This window comes from Luteibacter sp. HAY1-4A, from assembly GCF_056755355.1.
Map to the genome: position 1 here is coordinate 1 of NZ_JBNDHZ010000067.1, position 16,791 is coordinate 16,791.

General features: G+C 61.5%; 16 protein-coding genes and 1 pseudogene. All 17 read right to left on the reverse strand.

Going from position 1 to position 16,791, the window contains the following annotated elements:
- Nucleotides 1-1,080, reverse strand: a 1,080-nt coding sequence (locus ACPYOD_RS17595) for a type IV secretory system conjugative DNA transfer family protein (RefSeq protein WP_481303008.1), incomplete at its 3' end; no start/stop codon positions are given.
- Between the two features lie 61 nt (nt 1,081-1,141).
- Nucleotides 1,142-2,572 (reverse strand): XVIPCD domain-containing protein, encoded by a 1,431-nt coding sequence (locus ACPYOD_RS17600; RefSeq protein WP_481303023.1) that lies wholly within the window; start codon nt 2,570-2,572, stop codon nt 1,142-1,144.
- Nucleotides 2,573-2,574: 2 nt separating this feature from the next.
- Entirely contained in the window at nt 2,575-3,093 is a 519-nt protein-coding gene (locus ACPYOD_RS17605; protein ID WP_481303009.1) for a hypothetical protein, read from the reverse strand.
- Nucleotides 3,094-3,161: 68 nt separating this feature from the next.
- Nucleotides 3,162-3,731 carry a hypothetical protein gene (locus ACPYOD_RS17610; RefSeq protein WP_481303010.1) on the reverse strand — a complete coding sequence of 190 codons (570 nt, stop codon included), beginning with the start codon at nt 3,729-3,731 and terminating at the stop codon, nt 3,162-3,164.
- Nucleotides 3,732-3,754: 23 nt separating this feature from the next.
- Nucleotides 3,755-4,876: an XVIPCD domain-containing protein gene (locus ACPYOD_RS17615; RefSeq protein WP_481303011.1), complete on the reverse strand. Its 1,122-nt coding sequence runs from the start codon at nt 4,874-4,876 to the stop codon at nt 3,755-3,757.
- A 16-nt stretch (nt 4,877-4,892) separates the two neighbouring features.
- Nucleotides 4,893-5,456 carry a hypothetical protein gene (locus tag ACPYOD_RS17620; protein ID WP_481303012.1) on the reverse strand — a complete coding sequence of 188 codons (564 nt, stop codon included), beginning with the start codon at nt 5,454-5,456 and terminating at the stop codon, nt 4,893-4,895.
- Nucleotides 5,457-5,467: 11 nt separating this feature from the next.
- A complete protein-coding gene (locus ACPYOD_RS17625) occupies nt 5,468-6,736 on the reverse strand; it encodes an XVIPCD domain-containing protein (protein ID WP_481303013.1) in 1,269 nt (422 codons plus the stop codon).
- 89 nt (nt 6,737-6,825) lie between these two features.
- Nucleotides 6,826-7,335 (reverse strand): hypothetical protein, encoded by a 510-nt coding sequence (locus tag ACPYOD_RS17630; RefSeq protein WP_481303014.1) that lies wholly within the window; start codon nt 7,333-7,335, stop codon nt 6,826-6,828.
- 502 nt (nt 7,336-7,837) lie between these two features.
- The gene (locus ACPYOD_RS17635) at nt 7,838-8,335 is read right to left on the reverse strand and encodes a DUF4189 domain-containing protein (protein ID WP_481303015.1); all 498 of its coding nucleotides are present in this window, start codon (nt 8,333-8,335) and stop codon (nt 7,838-7,840) included.
- A 12-nt stretch (nt 8,336-8,347) separates the two neighbouring features.
- Nucleotides 8,348-9,424: a TrbL/VirB6 family protein gene (locus tag ACPYOD_RS17640; RefSeq protein ID WP_481303016.1), complete on the reverse strand. Its 1,077-nt coding sequence runs from the start codon at nt 9,422-9,424 to the stop codon at nt 8,348-8,350.
- A 56-nt stretch (nt 9,425-9,480) separates the two neighbouring features.
- Nucleotides 9,481-10,278: a hypothetical protein gene (locus ACPYOD_RS17645; protein ID WP_481303017.1), complete on the reverse strand. Its 798-nt coding sequence runs from the start codon at nt 10,276-10,278 to the stop codon at nt 9,481-9,483.
- A gap of 33 nt (nt 10,279-10,311) precedes the next feature.
- Nucleotides 10,312-12,777 (reverse strand): VirB4 family type IV secretion/conjugal transfer ATPase, encoded by a 2,466-nt coding sequence (locus ACPYOD_RS17650; RefSeq protein ID WP_481303018.1) that lies wholly within the window; start codon nt 12,775-12,777, stop codon nt 10,312-10,314.
- Nucleotides 12,778-12,835: 58 nt separating this feature from the next.
- The gene (locus ACPYOD_RS17655; protein ID WP_481303019.1) at nt 12,836-13,147 is read right to left on the reverse strand and encodes a VirB3 family type IV secretion system protein; all 312 of its coding nucleotides are present in this window, start codon (nt 13,145-13,147) and stop codon (nt 12,836-12,838) included.
- The gene (locus tag ACPYOD_RS17660; protein ID WP_481303020.1) at nt 13,140-13,565 is read right to left on the reverse strand and encodes a TrbC/VirB2 family protein; all 426 of its coding nucleotides are present in this window, start codon (nt 13,563-13,565) and stop codon (nt 13,140-13,142) included. Before ACPYOD_RS17660 ends, ACPYOD_RS17655 begins: the two co-directional genes overlap by 8 nt.
- A 797-nt stretch (nt 13,566-14,362) precedes the next feature.
- Nucleotides 14,363-14,786 (reverse strand): annotated as a pseudogene (locus ACPYOD_RS17665) (lytic transglycosylase domain-containing protein); the annotation flags it as partial.
- Between the two features lie 39 nt (nt 14,787-14,825).
- Complete coding sequence (virB11, locus tag ACPYOD_RS17670; protein WP_481303021.1) at nt 14,826-15,869, reverse strand: P-type DNA transfer ATPase VirB11; 1,044 nt, start codon at nt 15,867-15,869, stop codon at nt 14,826-14,828.
- Nucleotides 15,870-15,876: 7 nt separating this feature from the next.
- Nucleotides 15,877-16,791, reverse strand: a 915-nt coding sequence (locus ACPYOD_RS17675; protein WP_481303022.1) for a TrbI/VirB10 family protein, incomplete at its 5' end; no start/stop codon positions are given.

Consider the following 16,791-nt stretch of genomic DNA (forward strand, 5'->3'; position numbering starts at 1 on the left):
GGTCATCTTCTTTCTGCGCACATCCGTGAGCAGGAAATCGTCATCGCTGGTGGCTGCGTCCAGCACGGGATTGATCCAGGCATTCAAGGGTTCCTTGAAGGTGCCGAGGATGGACGCGAAGGTCTCGTTGGCCTGCGAGAGCAGATTGGCGAAAGCCGACTGGGCGTTCGCGCTCAGGAACGGCTCCTTCGAGAGCCGCGTATAAAGCTCGCGCAGATCCGTGCCGTCGCCCGACGAAAGGCGATAGATCATGCCGAGCGTAGGCTTGCTTCGTATGATCTCCGGGCGACCCTTCTTTTCGTCGTCTTCCCACTTCTCGCAAAGATATAGCGAGAAAGCCATGAACGCATTGCGGGCCTGGCTTACCCAGAACTTCTGGTCGTCGGATACATCCGGATAGAGCATCGAGGCGATGCTCATGAGGTCCGACACGCGGAATGCGGGGTCTTTCGACACGTAACTGAGGGGATTCCAGCGATGCGTGCGGCGGTCTTCGGCGAAGGGATTGAACAGGTAGATTTCCTGCCCTTGCGACTTTCGCCAGCCGCTCGTCAGATCGAAGTTCTCCTGCTTGATGTCGAGCACCACCACCGACTCCTGGTAGTCGAGCAGGTTCGGGATCACCACGCCCACGCCCTTGCCGGAGCGGGTCGGGGCGGCCAGGATCACGAACTGCTGGCCCGGCAGGCGCACCAGGTCGCCCTTGAACTTGCCGACCAGGATGCCGTTGGGCGCGGGCGAGAGCATCTTCTGCTTGCGCAGGTCGGCCGCCGTGGCGAAACGGGCGTCGCCGTGCATGGATTGCTTTCGGCGTTTGAGGATGAAGTACAGCGACACGAACCAAAGCAGGAGCGGAAGCCCGAATCCGAAGGCTCCGCCCAGCTTGATCTTCCATGCATACGGCTGATATTTAGCCAGTCCAAGCGAAAGCGCTCTTACATAGTCGAAATAGGTTCCAATCGTGAGCGGTGCGTCACTCACCCCAAGGAAATGCAAGGTGAAATAGCCTGAGAGTGCGTACCCGACCAGAAGCGCGGCGACCAACAGGCCGCCCGCCCAGTATCCTCTGGTTTTAGTCATGTCGCTGTGTCTTCCTAACGTCTGTGTAGATGCGCGATGTGGCTTGTCTCTCCGGTCCCCGTCAGAGACCCGGCCCCGGTACGGATCGGACTTCCTGCTGCTGTCGGTTCTCCGCCTGCAACTGGCTATGCTGCGTTGCCTGTTGCCACGCCTGGCTGCTCTGCTCGACAGGGGTCGCCATGGCCTGCATGGTATCCACCTCGGCAACGCGCTTGAACGCCGACTGCGCCTCTCCCTGCATCGCATATGCGCGCGTGGCGTCGCCGTTCAAGGTTACGTGGTCGATGCTTTGCAGATCGTTCTGCCTCGCGGCCACGGTGAGCGCGGCGGCAAGGCGATCGCTCCGCTCGTCCGATGGGCGCCCGTGCTGCTTGTCGAGCTCCCGTACGCCGTCGCGTGCCTGTTGAAAGAGAGAGTGATCGGGGTGTGCCTTGTCATCCAGACGCGGCGCGGGTTTGTCCCCTTCGAACCAGCTACCCGGATGGGTCAGCGTATTCCAGGCCCCGGCCGCCTTGCTACCGATGACATGGCCTGCCTCGCTCACGTCGTCGGCGATCTCGCGGCCGGCACGCTTCGCGGCGTCGGCCACCTCGTGGGCGGCGTGCCCGATCGCATGTCCCGCCGTGGCGAGATCGTCCGCAACCTGCCGGCCGAGCCCGTAGGCCCCCTCGCCGATCTCCTTGGGAATCTCCCAGGACGCAGACAGCCCCATGCGAATGTTCATCACGTCGCTGCGATATCGGTCGACCATGCCCTCGTGAGCGCAATAGCGCGCTTGGCTTTCCGGGCTGATGATCGATTGGCCGAGCAACTTGCTGTCCGGTACGAAGTTGTCGATGGCATGCGCATCGAAATCGGTGGCCTTGATCGGATTGCGTGGCGACAGGATGCCGCTGTCGTCGCGATAGCCCGCTTTCGACAGGGTATCTATGTCTTGTTGGGAGGCGTAGATGCGCACCTCGCCGAAGTGCGGACTGGCGGCGCTTACGAGATCGCCCGCGCGGACGTGGTCGATAACCTGGTTGCCCCCGTTGGGTACGCCAAAGAGGCTGCCCGCACCGTAGGCGTTGAAGGTTTCCCCGCGCAGGCCGAACTTCGCTGCATTGATCTCGGCAAGCGTGCCACCCAGCGAATGTCCGGTGACTGTGACTTCGATAGGGTTCGCGGAGAGTTTCGATACGTCAGCAGCCCTTTCGAGCACACGTTTGGTGAAAGCGGCTGCCTCTCCCTCTTGCGCATTGATGCCGGTGAGCACCATGCCAGCGTCCACGCCGCCGTCATGCAGCGGCTCGCGGTCGAATTCGGTGCCCCTGTACGCGATGATAATTTCTTGCGTATCTATGCGCTGATAGGCAGTGGCCTGGAGGCCGGTGCTTGGATCATCAAGGGTATCGATCGCCTTGTAAGTTATTCCGCCGCGGTCGAATTCCTTTTGCAGGACCGGGTCCTGGTAGCTTTCTTTAGCCAATAAGGCATAGTCAGTCGAGCGCATGCTCACGGCAATTTCTCCGAAGCTTGCAGAGTCACCGTGAAGGTATCTTCGGGCCGCTTATATTCCTTGGGATCGTCCACGCCAATATCGATTCGCTCCATGCTCCCGTCTGCGTAGGACGCATTTGCGAAATACCGTGTGACCGTCGAACCCGCAAGAATGTCCTTCTTTAACATCCCGGGAGAGAAAGTGATCTGCCCGTGGCGGAGCCCCGCCCCGACGGAAACGAGCGACCAGCGGCACACCCCTTGCCCGAAATAATCTTCATCCATGAAACGGTCGAGGTACACCTCGGCCTTGTAGACATGTTCGCTTACAGGCTTGAATTCAATAGTCTCACGCCTTTGGGGCACGATAGTAGCGCCGGAAAAGGGTGTCAGCGGAACGCTCGCCGGGTTAATCACCTCATAGTCTGCATATCCTTCTATACGATCGAATTTTCCTGGCGCGCCTTCAACGCGCATCGTGATCTCGTAGCGCATGCGCGGATTCGGGTTGAGTTTGATGTCGGGCTTTTTCATGGTGGCATCGCATGCGTGAGTGGACAGGAGCGCGAAGAGGGCGAAAAAAGTGCGGGTAGCTAATCGTCTCACTGGGACTGCTCCGTTGACTTCAGTGTGATCGAGAACACCGCGCCCGGATCGGTGAAGTCTGCCTTTCTGGGCGAACCTATATCGATTCGGGAACGTGACGACCTTTCATAGGACCGCTCAGAGAAATACCGGGTCACGCTCTTCTGGCTGACAATGTCGTCATGGTAGATCGCCGGGCTGAAGTTCACCTCGCCATGGTGGAAGTCCACGGAGGCACCGACCACCGACCAGTGGCAGACACCAAGGCCGAAGTAGTCTTCGTCCTGAATTCGATCGACGTAGATCTCACCTTTGAAAATATTGTTGCCGGCGCGCACGAACGTCACGGGACTTTGCGTCTGTGGTTCCACCGTGGCACCCGATATAGGTGTGAGGGGCACACAGGCCCCGTTGAGCACCTTGTAATCGATGTGGCCTTCGATCCGCTCGAAGGTGCCTGGCGCATCGATGACTGTGGCGGTGATCTCGTAGTGCATGCGCGGACTCGGATTGAGCTTGATGTCGGGCTGCTTCGTGGTGGCACCGTAAGCGTGTGCGGACAGGAGCAGGAGGAAGACGGTGGCCACGCCGCGTTGCGGCGTTCCTGTTCTCATGGGCCTGCACCCGGCACGGCCGGCGTTGCCTGCTGCCGTTGCGCCTGCTGTTGTTGATGGGCCGTGTCGGGGGCCTGCTGGGCCACTTGCTGCCAGGCCCGGCTGCTTTCCTCCATGGACGTTGCCATCGCCTGCTGGGTGTTGACCTCGGCGACTTGCTTGAGCGGCGACTGCAGTTCGCCCTGGACGGCGTACGTGCGGGAGGCGTCGTCGCTCAGCGCTACGTGGTCGATGCGGTGCAGGCCTTGCTGATGCGCGGCAACGGTCAGCGACGCGGCGAGTCTTTCACTGTTGTGGTCTGGCGCGCGCTGATGCTGTTCATCCAGTCGATGGACGCCTTCGCGTGCCTGGCGGTAGATCTCGTGGCCTGGATGCGCCGCGTCGTCGAGCCTTGGCGCGCCGTGTACCTTGGCCTTCTGCAGCGCTTCCGTGGTGCGCGGTCCGACGATACCGTCTGCGGGTAGGCCATGCGCGCGCTGGAAGTTCTCCAACGCTTGCTTCGTATGCGCACCGAAGTGACCGTCCGGCGACAGCGGACGGCCACGCTCGTCGCGAACGCCGAGCGCGTTGAGGCTCTCCTGCAGCGTCCGCACGCTGGAACCGCGATCGCCTTCGCGAACGACATGCGGCGCGTCGGCATGCGCGCGCGTGGAGGCCGGCGCGGCATGGTTCACCTGCCCGACCTCACGATCACGCCAGAACGTCTCCGGATTGATCGGACGGCCGTGCGCGTCCTTCATCTGATAGTGGACGTGTTGCGCGTACTGCGCGGCGCCATCCGGACCACGACCGCCCATGTGCCCGATCGCGTCTCCCACCTGCACGTGCTGGCCCACTTTGACCGACTGGGATTGCGTGTGCAGGATCTCGTGGCTGTTACCCTCGGCGTCGCGGATCTTGATCGTGCCGTACTGGCCGCCCACGAAGGTGACTTCACCGGCGATCGGCGAATGCACCTCGGGATGGGTCAGGTTGAGGCCGGCCTGGCCGCCTTCGTAGTTGAAATCCGAACCGCCGTGAGGCCCTTTGGCACGGTGTTCGCCGTAATGGCCGGTGATATGTGCCGAGCGGTTACCCTGCTTGGGCAGGATGACATTCATGACGTCTTGATAGGGCATGGGTGCATCCTCCGGGTCAGAGCGAGTCGTCCTTCACGCGGTAGAGGTGCCAGCAGTCGTCCTTCCGGAAGAAGAACGTCATCTGGTAGTCGGTGTCCGGTTTCACCAGCTTTACGGTCACATCGATGGCGCTGGCGTCGGTGCGCTTGGCTGTCAGGCCGTCCTTTGTCTGATCGGCCTGGCTCGGCATGATGGGGAAGGTGACCTGATCCTTCGGCAGCGATTTTGAAACCGGCTTTGGCTCGGGGTCCGCGTTGGGATCGACCGAGTCGCTTTGCAGCGGATCGGTCACGTAGGCCCTCTGCACGTTGATGTCGTTTTCGAAGAGCGGCAGGAACTGGTCGAAGCTCTCTGCCGGGCAGGCCGTCGCGCCGGCCGGTGCGGCGGGCGGTGCAACCGTGGTGCTTGCATGGGCTGCGGTGGCTGCCGCCGCCGGCGAAGACGTCTGTGACGACGGCGGCGAGCTTGGGCTGCAAGCCGCGAGCAGCGCGGCAGCCAGGATGAACGTGGCGCTTCGTGCTGCGGTGCGCAGCACGCGAGCAGGCGAGAGCCGGTAGTGCTCTTGGATGGCGTGAATCATGCGGTTCTCCATCATGGCGCTCCCATACCGGGATGCGTGGGGGCATTGCTCTGCTGCTGAGGTGCTGGCGCGGCAGGCTGTTCCGGCCGAGCCTGGGCCAGGGCGGATGCGCTCTGGTCCACGGGCGTATTGACCGCCTGCACTGTCTGTACATCGGCAACGCGCTTGTGCGGCGACTGGGTGTCCCCGGCCACGGCGTAGGCGCGGCTGGCATCGTCGCTCAACACCACGCGATCGATGGACGTCATGCCTTCCTTTTTCGCAGCCACGGTAAGCGCCGCGGCGAGGTTGTCGCTGTGCTGGTCGGGCGTGCGGTGGTGCTCGGCGTCGAGCTTGTGCACGGCGGCCCGTGCCTGCTCGAACAAGGCATGGTCCGGATGCGATGGGTCGTCCAGGCGAACGACGGGTTGTCGGGTCGCGGCGTCGAGCGCGGCACGCGTCTTCGGTCCGGCCACGCCGTCAGCCGCCAGTTGATGATCGCGCTGGAATGCCTCCAGTGCGGCCTGGGTGCCAGGACCGAACTTGCCGTCGATCTGCAGCGGCTGGCGATGCGCGTCGGTGTAGCCAAGCCCCGCGAGGCTCGCTTGCAGCGCGCGCACCTCGTCGCCGTGAGCGCCTGCGTGAAGGGTAGGGCCGCGGTCGGCAGGGTGCGCAGGCTTGGGATGCGCAGGCAGCGACGCAGCGCCGTGTTCGAGACGCTGCATCACCTCGGGCGTGAGCCGCTTCTCCCAGTCGTGGAAGCGCGTTTCGCGAGCTTCCAGGCCGTTGTACTTGCCGTTGACGGCAAGCGTAGCCGCACGCACATCGTTACGTGCCTGCTCGGGTACACGGTTTTCCCAGTACCACACGGCGATGCGCGAGGCGTTTTGCGGGTCCGCGGCGAGTTCCGGATGCTTTACCAGATCGAGGTCCAGTGCCTCGCCGGCAGCGCGGTAGTTTTCCTTGCCGGTGAGCTGGATGTAGCCACGACCGTGATAACGCCAGCCGTCACCGGGCGCATCGTTGCCGTTGCGTCCGCCGTACATCAGTTCGGCGAGGCGTTCCGGGTGACCCTGCAGGGCCTGCAGGCGGGCAGACTCCAGGGCCTCGGGGCCTTCGCGCCAAGCCGACTGGACAGGAATCTGCGCAATGTTCCGCGTATAGCGGAAGCTTTCCTCCAGCCGGTTCAGGCCGTTGGACTCATGAGTGACCTGGGCCATGAAATTGGCCAGTTCCCTCGGGGAGCGGATCCCGGCCGCATAGGCTTCGGTCAGGACCTGCGTCTCACGATCAATCGCCATGTGTAGCTCCTGTTTGACTCACGGAATTGCTCGCTTCCTGCGTGTTTCAAACCAGCCCGTCCGGGCGGTCTCACATCAATGCGTAACGATCAGGGTAACGTCACCTCTGGCACGGTCGAGGGATCGAAATCGGAGAAGCTCACCGAGCCAAGTTCCTTCGCGGTCAGCTCGGACGACTTGTGCTTGCCGGTGACCGTATCGTCCACCCGTCGTACCACGCGGGTTACGAACCAGTTCTTCTTGTCCGGTGCATAGCTGAAGGTGTATTCGTCCGACCAGTGCTCCCGGCTACCGCCCCCGTTGACGATGGTGAAGTGTCCCGCGTCGATCTTCGTGAAACCGTAGGGGTCGCCGGCCACGCCGCCGCACGCGCCGCACGGCACCACGCGTGAGTTGGACGCCGCCTTCTGCAGCACGCCCGAGGCATCGCGCACGAGCAGCAGAACCTCACGCCCTGGCGCATCGCCCGGCTTCGCCGTCGCCAAGGTGGGTGGGTCGAGGATGAGAACGACGTCCGCTCCGCCCTTGTCGGTGAGCGAGCCCTTCACCGAGTCGAGAACCTTCGACCCACCTGTCGCGAATCGAGTCAGGTCATCCATCTTGCTTCCTTTGGTCGGCGCGGATGCGGGTACCGAGTGGGACGTGGGTGCGTATGGGTTGTTCTGTGCGCTGGCCCATGGGATGAGAAGCAGCAGCGCGCAGGTACTAAGGGAGAGCATGGCTGGATGTTTCGTCATAGATCACCGTCATTACCCTGGTTTAGCTTCTTGTACAGAATTCGAGAGCCGCCGATGACCGAGGGCGGCCTCGATCGTCGCAACATCGAAACAGCCTCCCAACGAGTCCTCCCACGAACGGACTGCACTGGCTAACGAGAGTGCTGAAACCGAAAGGTTTCTCCCCGCGCCGCTGCCGGCTATCGCCGCCGGAAAGACTATGCGCCGACCACGACCCAGGAGGCTGTCCGCATCGAACCGATGTTGCTGCTGGCACCGCCAAACGGAATAGGTGAGGAAGCCGCCGAGCGTCCTCTGAAAGAACATGGCCCCAATGGGCGTAGACGTCCCGTTCGAGCGCCGGTTGTACGAAGGTGACGGTAAGTCACTGGTACACCGGCTTTACACATTTGGAATAAATGATCGGACAAGCCGGGTCTTTCCCACGCTTGCAGTTTTCGACGGCGCCGGCGTTGGCAGTTCCCTGGGTGGGGCCCGACGCCGTCGCAAATATGTCGGAACTTACGGCCATCGCCACGCAACCGTTCTTTGCCGATACTACGACACGACAGTTGACTCCGCCCTTAGCTGCGCAATCAACCATTGATGTGTGGTCGGCGTCTGCCTTAGTTCTGGCGTCCGCAGATTCTCCTAGCACACCTTTATCAGGATCGGCGCTGAGAGATATCCAACTGGCAACGGCCTGCGGTCCAACGAAAGTGTCAGATGGACCTTGCGTTGCACTCGAGTTGTTGTTTGGAACGCAAGCACGCCATCCGTTTCCCTGCTGCGGGACTTGTCCAGGCGGACAGCCTCCTTCAGCCTGCGTGGGCAGCGACATCAATAGGAATGACATTGTGAGAAAAGCTAACAGGATGCGCATTTCATTGATCCCTTACCTGCTTGGCACTTTGATCTCGTCGCGCTGAGGTGTCGGAAGCGCGCCCGCGTTACGAACTTGAAGGGCACCTGCCGAGCCCGATTGAGCGCCGGACGGGGAATATTGCGCGTCGCCACCGCTGAGCCTATGCGCCGACCACGACCCAGGCGGCTGTCCACTTGGTCCGATGCTGCTGCCGGCACCGCCAAACGCGGAATAGGTGAGGAAGTTGCCGAGCGTGCCCTGGAAGAACATAGCCGCCATGGGTGGTACGGAGACGATGAGCGCCGTGAGCAACAGGCCGATGCCGCCTTGCTGCATGGCGATGCTGTTCAGGCCTTCCGTGCTGCTTCCGAGCAGCTTGTTCACGATCTTGGCGCCCCACATGGCTTCGTTGATCTTGATGGTCAGCCGAAGAACGATGCTGCACACGACGCTCAACAGCGCCATGGAAAAAATGGTTCCGATACCGTACATCAGCCAGCGTCGAAACAAATCCTTGGTCTGGTCGAAGATCAGGCAAAGAATGAAGAGGGGACCGAGGCCGATGAATAGCGCCATGGCGAATTGGTAAAGAAGAAGCATGACACCTGCTGCCATGGGCGGGCTGGCTGTGCCGAATGCGGCGATCCAGGACGCGCGTTGCTTGTTCGCAAGCATTTCCGCGTCGCTCGGCACCACCTGCACGGAGTTGATCGTGCTCAGCGCAAGCTGCGTCCAGGCCAGGTTCCCGTCGATCGAGTCTGCGGTCGTTTCGTTGTCATTGCCCGTGAAGAGGCCATGGACCTCCTTGTCCAGGTCAACGGTGAGGAAGGTATGCAGTCCGGTTCCCGCCACAGCCATGGTCGTGGCGGCACCGACGATGACGGCGATCCGTCCCATGTTGAGGACAGTTGCCATGAGCGGCTCACGCGACTGGCCGGTCAGGATCCGGTACCCCTGGATCATGATCCACAACGTGACGAGTACGAGCGCCATGGCGCTCGCCCACGACATCATGCGGCCCATAAGGTCCATGCCGAACGTACTGATCTGCTCGTTGAGATAGTCGTAGACCAGCCGGAAGTAAATGTAATCCGTAATATTTGGCATGTTGCCTTATTCCTGAATGTGTATCGCCAGCCCGCGCGATCCTTGCGTTCCGGGCATTAGTTGAAAGCGGCCTTCAGCGCCGCCGTGTTGACGACCGTGCCGAGAACGCTGGGAGAGCCGCTCATGGCGCGGCGGGACAGGTTCGCTTGCATTGTCAGAAGCATGTCGATCTGTGCGTCGGCCTGCTTCTGATTGGACTCCCACTGCGCACGAGCCGTATTCAGGGTCTGGCCGAACTCGGTCAGCTGAGCCGTGAAGTTCGCCGTGTTTCCGCTGGACTCGCCAATCTTTCCGATCAGGCTGCTTTGCGCCGTTGCCATCTCAGTACCCTTCTCGGCCACATAGTTGAGATAACGCACGGTATCGTTGTACTTCAGGTTCTTTGCCTGAACGATCAGCGCGCAGATGTCTTGCTGTTGCTTGAGCACGTCACCGTTCATATCCGGAATCAACTTGTCGAGCGCCGTATCCAGCACGCCAGCGAGGCCACCCGCCGCCACTCGGCCCGGGCACTCGATGTCCACGCCGAAGTTTTCATCGACTTCCGTGAACTGATGCTTGAGCGTAAACAACGTGAAGTTGAGGTGCTGCAACTTGTTCAGCTGGGTCTGCCAGAACGCGGCTTGGTCGGCGTAGTGCTGGATAACACTCTGATAGTGCTGGGCCGTCTCGACCCAGCGGCCATACTGATCGTAGAAGTTCTTGAGCGAGTTCGCGATGGCCGTGTAGTCGATGACCGGCCATCCCGCGCGTGCGGGCTCGCTGTGCATGCCGCATGTAAGAGTCAGGGCCGCAGCGACAGCAGCCTTGAGGAGGTGGCTACGGAGGGTCTTGAGCTTGGTCTTTGTGCTCATGATGGGTTCCTGTCCTGAGTCGATGATTGCCATTTATGCGACGCGCTGGGAAGACGTCGGGGTCGGCCTGGGGGAAGGTCTGCCCTTGCCGCTTCCTTTCCGATTCTCGTAGAACGCGTCCAACCACTGCTCCGGACGAAGGTCGTCCGGCGACACGCCTTCGGTTTCGGCCCGTGCCTTGAGGATCTCGTGCATGATTTCGATGTTGTCGGTGGAAGCCGAAATGACGGCCAGGGCATCGTCCAGGCCGCGCAAATTGAGCTGACAGACTGCCGACGCATGTCCCTGTTTCACGAGGAAACAGCGCGACCGCTCGTCGAGGCTCACCACCACCTGGTACTCCGCGTCCGTCAGCTTCAATCCGTCCACATAGTCCTCGCGGCTGGCATTCGGATTGGGTAGGAGGATCATGGTGGCCGTCTGTTCGATCAGCGCGGCCGAGATGTCGCTGGCAAGCGCATCCTCCGGACTCTGGGTAGCGAAGATGCCCATACCGTTCTGTTTGCGGATGGTTTTCTGCTTGTTCTTCGCGAACTCTTTCAGGCCGCCCTTGCCGTCGAGGATCTTCCAGAACTCGTCCATCACGTAGATCAGGCGGCGCCCGTCGATGAGTGCCTCCAGGCGATGAAGGAGATAATTGATGACGGGGGCACGGACTTCCGGGTTGTCTATGATGTCCGTGTAATCGAAACCGATGATGTTCGCTTTCGTCAGGTCCACGGTGTCGCGCGGGTTGTCGAATACCCAGCCGAACGAGTTGCCCGCGGTCCACTTGCGCATGCGAATGAAGAGTCCGTCGTCGCCGAGGTTAGGCAGGCTCTTCTGGAAGTTCGTCATCGTGCGAAGATGCATGGGAGTGTCGAGCATGCTTTCCACGGCCCGAAAGATGTCTTCCTCTTCTCTCGAGCTGTAGACGCTTTTCCCCGCCAGCACCTTTATCAAGTCGGCAAGAAACTGGACGTTCGCCTCGTTGCGCTCGCACTGGAACGGATTGAAGCCGGTCGGCTTGCCGTTCTCGAGTGCGAGGTAGTTCCCGCCGCAGGCACGTACGAAAATCTCCGCACCGCGATCCTTGTCGAAGAAGAAGATCGTGGGCGACGGATTGAGCTTCTGGACCTGACTCAGGAGGAAGTTGATCAGTGCCGTTTTTCCCGTGCCCGACTTGCCGATGACCATCGTATTGGCGATGGCCTTCTCACCCAGCGAGTTCTCGGCGGGGTGGGTGGCGTGGAAATTGAAGTAGTAAGGCTGGCCGTTCGTCGTCTGCAAGGTAGTGACGCAGCTGCCCCAAGGATTGTTTTCCTTTTTCCCGGTGGCGAAATTGTGCAGCGGCGAGAGACCGAGGAAATTGAGGGAGCTGACATTCGCCAGCCGCGTACGGTACTTCCAGTTGCCGGGGAACTGGGCGTAGAACGCCGCGGTGACGGCGAGGTCTTCCTTCACCGTGACGAACCCGGCATTGGACAGCTCGGCGCGCGTGGCCGCAATCTGCTGCGAGAGAAGCTCTTGGCTCGAGGCGTATATCGCGATGGTGAAGTGATACTCACCAAGCACGAAGTTGCCCGATGCAAGCTGGTCCATGGCGTGATCCATCTCCACGATCTGGCTCACGGCCTTGTCACCCGACGAGATCATCATGCCCTTGGTGCGCTCGAGCGCGGAAAGCGCATTCTGGCGTCCCATGGGCGAGAAGGAATGGGTGATGACGTACTCGAAGTCGAGGTACTTGAGCCCGTTCAGGATGCCGGGGTAGGTGGCCTCGACGTATTCCTTGATGTTGAGGATCGCGCCGAAATGATTCTGCCCATCCGGTGTCGTCAGCACGTAATCGCCCGTCTTGGCCGAGAAACGCTGCCGGCTGACCGGGAGGTAGTCGTAGATTGGCGCCCGGAGCGACGGAACCGGCTCGTCGATCCGGTTGAGTATGTATCCGTAGAGCTCCAGGACTTCCGAGAAGACCACGCCATTGGGCGCCTCGTACATGCCCAGTCGATAGGGGGCGTAGTCCTTGAGTACGGCCTCGACGTTGCCGGCGAGTTCGAGCACGGTAGCGACGGCCTGCGCCTGTTCCTGCTGCAGCCGTTCGACATTGCCGCTCTTTTCCACCCAGCGCTTACCCTCGACCACGGGGCGGTAGATCATCGTCAGGTAAAGCTCGTTCTGCATGAGCTTCTGGCCAGACAGCGAACTGTAGTAGGCATCCGACAGCGTCTGGTTGAACGGTTGTCCAAACTTCGAGCTGTCCTTGATCGGCCTGCGCCGCCTGATATCGTGCACCCAGAAGGCGATGTTCGGGTAATCCGGCGCCCGCAGTGTCTGCAGCATGCGGTTGAAGGTGTTGTGCCGGTGCTCGATCTCCCATTCCTCCCTGCCGACGAAGGGCAGGCCGTCTAGGCGCCACACCAATAGATAGTCTCCGCCTGTGGTCTTGACGACCGTGGGCGAGACATGGCTTGAAAGCGTGATGTGTGCGGCTATGGGTGTGTCGGGCGTGAACATGGCGATTTCACCGTATGGAGCACGAAAGGCCCTGGCACGTGAGGCCAGGGCGGGATACCTACTTCCTGCGCTTGTTCTTGGGATCGCGGTAGTCGTTAGGCGTAAACACCCACATGCCACCGTGTTCCTGCACGTTCCTGACCCGCGTCTTGAACTGCAGGCGCAGTCCAAGGAGGCGGAAGATCATCTCGTCGCGTTTAGCCATCATGCGCATGATGAAGACCACGACGGGAATGAGCAGAAGGAACCAATAATTGAAGTACATGGCCAGCAGCAGGCACGAGCCCGCACCCATGAAGAATGGGACGTAGGGCACGCCCATGAACATGGGAGGGCGCGTGCAACCGCGGAACAGCACGTTCTTATGCATGGAACTGCAGGAAGTGCATGGCCGTCTGCAGCGCATCAATGAGCATGCCGACGTTACCCGCTTCCGTGCACTGCCCGCTGGTGCCGGCGTCGTCACCCTGAACGACGGTCTTGGCAATCTGGGCAGCGGCACCGATGAGCACGCCACCAATGAGGGCCGGGGTCACATCCGAAATGCGCTTATGTGCGAAAGCAATCTGGTAACCGGAAAAGATGACAGCGACCGTCACCACGACAATCGAAGCGGCGTTGAGGATGCCCTTGATGTTGGAGAAGAATCCGCAAACTTTATCTTGCGTGGTCTGCGCGAGCGCGAGCTCGGGCATGACGAACAGTGCAATCACGGCGAAGAGGGCAACCGTGTTGAGCAGGGGATGTCTGGACTTGGCGATGGCGGTGCTGATGGTGGACAGGGACATCATTCGGTTCCTTCATTGCGGTTGGATCGGGAAGGGGCGGCACGCTTGGCCGCCCGAGTTGGGAAGGCTGCTTTCCGCGCAGCCAGCGGTGCGGTGGCCTCGCCCGGAATCCGTCCGGCACGTGCCTGCAAGTCAGAATACGAAGGCATCGTCCGTGCCTCCGTTGCGCACATCCGCGTTGTCGACACCCGGTCGCGAGGGAACCGTAACCGTCGGTGGCGTTGTCCCCTGGACAGGATCGTTGGGTCCTCTTACCTGGGGCACGAAGACATCGTTTCCCTGGCCTGTCGCCACCGGCTCATTGCCGGCCGGGGACGCTGCAGACACGCCTATCTGGGACATCACCGCGGAAGTGGCGGGATCGGTGCGAATCCTGCCTGGCTGCATCGGCACATTCGACGGAAGTTGCGCGCCGATCTGCCTCATCACAGCTGCCGTAGCAGGATCGGTCGGGATCGGACCTGGCGGCGGAGCCGGGGTATTGTTCAACGCGGGATTGGTGATCGGCACCGAGCCCGGCATACCGCCGTTTGCGCGCTGGATAGCCTGGAGCGCCTGCAGGGTTTGCTGATCCATCTCGCCAGTTTGACCACCTCCGCCCCCGGTGGCGCCGGCGATGGCCGGTCCGACGACCGCGGAGACGGCGGAATCGACGACGCTGCGCATCGCCACCCTGTAGGTGGGGCTATCCGCCTTGAGTCCAGCCGTTGTGGACCTGTCGACACGCGCCAATCTCACCGGCACTTTAGCTTGGAGCGGAATAGGTTTGGTGCCCGCGAAGGCCGCGTCGCGGGACATCGAGTCGAACACGCGTTGAACGTATCCGTGTTCATACCCGGTGGTGAAGTTGCCGGAGTAGTAGCAGCTGAAGGCCTTGCCCCAGTCCTTGCCCGCACTGGCATAGCATTGGGCGAGAATGCGCGATCCCGCCACGAGGTTGGGGCAATATTCGAATGCCTTCTCGTACGTATCCAGGCCGTACTTGCCCAGGTTCGAGCGATTCACCTGTGCGATACCGAGAGAATAGTTGTAGCCACGCTCCTCCAGCATCCGCACGGTGGCTACGGCCTCCGGGAGATTCTGCGGCTGGCGAACGAGTTGTCCCCCAACCACGCCGATGGCGAAAGGGTTCCTGCTCGATTCGACGTTGACGACGTGCGTCATCACCTCTGCCGGTACGGCAAGGCTCTGGCAGCTCATCATTTCCAATCCTGGTAGCACCTTTACAACTCCTGTCTAATGACCTGTTGTCGTGAAGCGTTACCCCCCGCCTGCGCCATTCAGTGCGCGAGCAGGGTTGAAATCGATGCCGGTGATGTAGCGCCGGCCCGCATGTGCCTTGATATGAACGACTATGTCGATCGTCAGCATCAACAGTCGTTTGATCGTCGAGAACTCCAGCCCGGCTCCTTCCGTCGATGCTTTCACCATCAGTCCCAACTGGTCCCAGGTCTGCTCGACGCTACCGGCATGGCAGCTCGTGATCGATCCGGGATGGCCAGACGCACAGTTCCGGATGAAGTAGAACGACTCGTCGCCGCGCAACTCCGCCAGGATGATGCGGTCCGGCTTCATGCGAAGGCATGCTTCCATGCAACTCTTGGCGGTGACATTGCTCGTGCTCTGGCCGCCCTTCGAGTAGAGCAGGTGCACGACGTTGGGCTGGTCGATGAAAAGCTCCCGTGCGTCTTCGATGGTCACCAGCCGCTCGTCCGCAGGTATGTGGTTCACCAGGGACTTCATGAAGGTGGTCTTGCCGCTGCCGGTGGCACCGGCAACCACGATGTTCTTTTTGTTCAGTACCGCGTGACGGAAGAAGTCCGCGTAGCGTCGTTCGGCGCGTAGTTCGAGGAGTTCCCGATCGGCTTCGCTAATCGCGTGTTCGCCCTCGAGGATCTCTGCGAAGAACCCGTCCTGGTCGTATTGGGCAAGGGTGCGCGTCTGCTTGGAGGGCAAGCGGATGGTGATCGACACGCGGCCGGCCTCACACGCCGGAGGGATGACAAACTGCGCGCGTTGACCGGTCGGGAAGGTCAGCGACACCACAGGGTCCATATCCGTGATGCGTTGGCCGGTGTTGCTCTCGTTGACTACGGCAGTGCAAAACTGGCGGGCACGCTCGAATGTGAGCGAGGGCACGTCGACGCGCTGCCAACCACCCCGGCGCTCCAGGTACAACTCGCCGGGACGATTGATGCAGATTTCGGTGACGTCCGGCTCGGCAAGGAAATCCTTCACGCCCAGCACCTCGTACTGGTAGTCGAGGAAGTCGTTGCTCACAGTGGCCAGTGCGCTCTCGCTCATGCCCGCCTCAATACCTCGCGACCACGCCGGCGAAATCCACATCCTTCGCGACATAGATGGCCAGCACAGTGCCCTGGTTGATCGTTACAGTGGCCGGCCGGTTGGCTGCGCGCTGCACGGCCTGGTTCGCCAACTGCTGGATCGTGGCCGCCGTGTTGCTCTCGAAAGGTGTCTGCGTGACGACGCCATTGCTGATGGTGGTCTGCCTCGGGCCGTGTTCGGCGGCTTCGTACTTGAAGGCATCGCTGAGCAGGCTGATCAGGAGGGCCGCGCCGATTCGGCTTCCCCAATGGGCGTTGTAGTGGCCCGGATGGCCGGCGCCGCCCAACGTGTCGATGCCCGGGCTCGCCATGTTCACGTCGATGCCCGTCGGCGTGACGATACGGTCCCAGATCACGGCGACGCGCGGGCCGTCCGGTTCCATCTCGTACTTTCCGAGCACCTTCGATCCCTTCGGGAGGAGCAGGCGCTTGCCGGTGAACGAATAGACGGGTTCCGTCACCACGCACGAGGTGAAGCCCGGGATGTCCGTAATGATGCGGGTTTCGAGTACGCAACGGATGAACGTGCCTCGCAGCATCAGCGTGTCCGGGTGCGTGAGCGGGGCCGCACTGGAGACATCTGGAAGGTTTGCCGCCGAATACGCCAGATTGTTGTTGCTGCTCATCCGCGGCGCCTGGCCGGGAACGCCGCCATTCGGATCGGGAAGGATGTATCCCTGCAGCGGATTGCCGCCTGCTCCCGGCCCCGAGGCGCCATTGGCGACGCCGGTGGTGCCTTGACTTGCCGCTGCGATGCGACGCTCGAGCAGGGTAGGGCCGCGCGGACGCTCCGTCTCTTCGGACGGTCGCGTCGCCTCTCGCGGCAGGGGTGCCGCGGCGAGTCGAATGGGCTCTGCCGGCGGCGGGGTTGGTGCGGGCGC

Coding starts and splice junctions, on each gene's coding strand:
- ACPYOD_RS17650 (WP_481303018.1), bottom strand. CDS start 12,777: ATGTTCACGCCCGACACACCCATAGCCGCACACATCACGCTTTCAAGC.
- ACPYOD_RS17605 (WP_481303009.1), bottom strand. CDS start 3,093: ATGAAAAAGCCCGACATCAAACTCAACCCGAATCCGCGCATGCGCTAC.
- ACPYOD_RS17660 (WP_481303020.1), bottom strand. CDS start 13,565: ATGTCCCTGTCCACCATCAGCACCGCCATCGCCAAGTCCAGACATCCC.
- ACPYOD_RS17645 (WP_481303017.1), bottom strand. CDS start 10,278: ATGAGCACAAAGACCAAGCTCAAGACCCTCCGTAGCCACCTCCTCAAG.
- ACPYOD_RS17630 (WP_481303014.1), bottom strand. CDS start 7,335: ATGGATGACCTGACTCGATTCGCGACAGGTGGGTCGAAGGTTCTCGAC.
- ACPYOD_RS17600 (WP_481303023.1), bottom strand. CDS start 2,572: ATGCGCTCGACTGACTATGCCTTATTGGCTAAAGAAAGCTACCAGGAC.
- ACPYOD_RS17625 (WP_481303013.1), bottom strand. CDS start 6,736: ATGGCGATTGATCGTGAGACGCAGGTCCTGACCGAAGCCTATGCGGCC.
- ACPYOD_RS17620 (WP_481303012.1), bottom strand. CDS start 5,456: ATGATTCACGCCATCCAAGAGCACTACCGGCTCTCGCCTGCTCGCGTG.
- ACPYOD_RS17615 (WP_481303011.1), bottom strand. CDS start 4,876: ATGCCCTATCAAGACGTCATGAATGTCATCCTGCCCAAGCAGGGTAAC.
- ACPYOD_RS17655 (WP_481303019.1), bottom strand. CDS start 13,147: ATGCATAAGAACGTGCTGTTCCGCGGTTGCACGCGCCCTCCCATGTTC.
- ACPYOD_RS17635 (WP_481303015.1), bottom strand. CDS start 8,335: ATGCGCATCCTGTTAGCTTTTCTCACAATGTCATTCCTATTGATGTCG.
- ACPYOD_RS17640 (WP_481303016.1), bottom strand. CDS start 9,424: ATGCCAAATATTACGGATTACATTTACTTCCGGCTGGTCTACGACTAT.
- virB11 (WP_481303021.1), bottom strand. CDS start 15,869: ATGAGCGAGAGCGCACTGGCCACTGTGAGCAACGACTTCCTCGACTAC.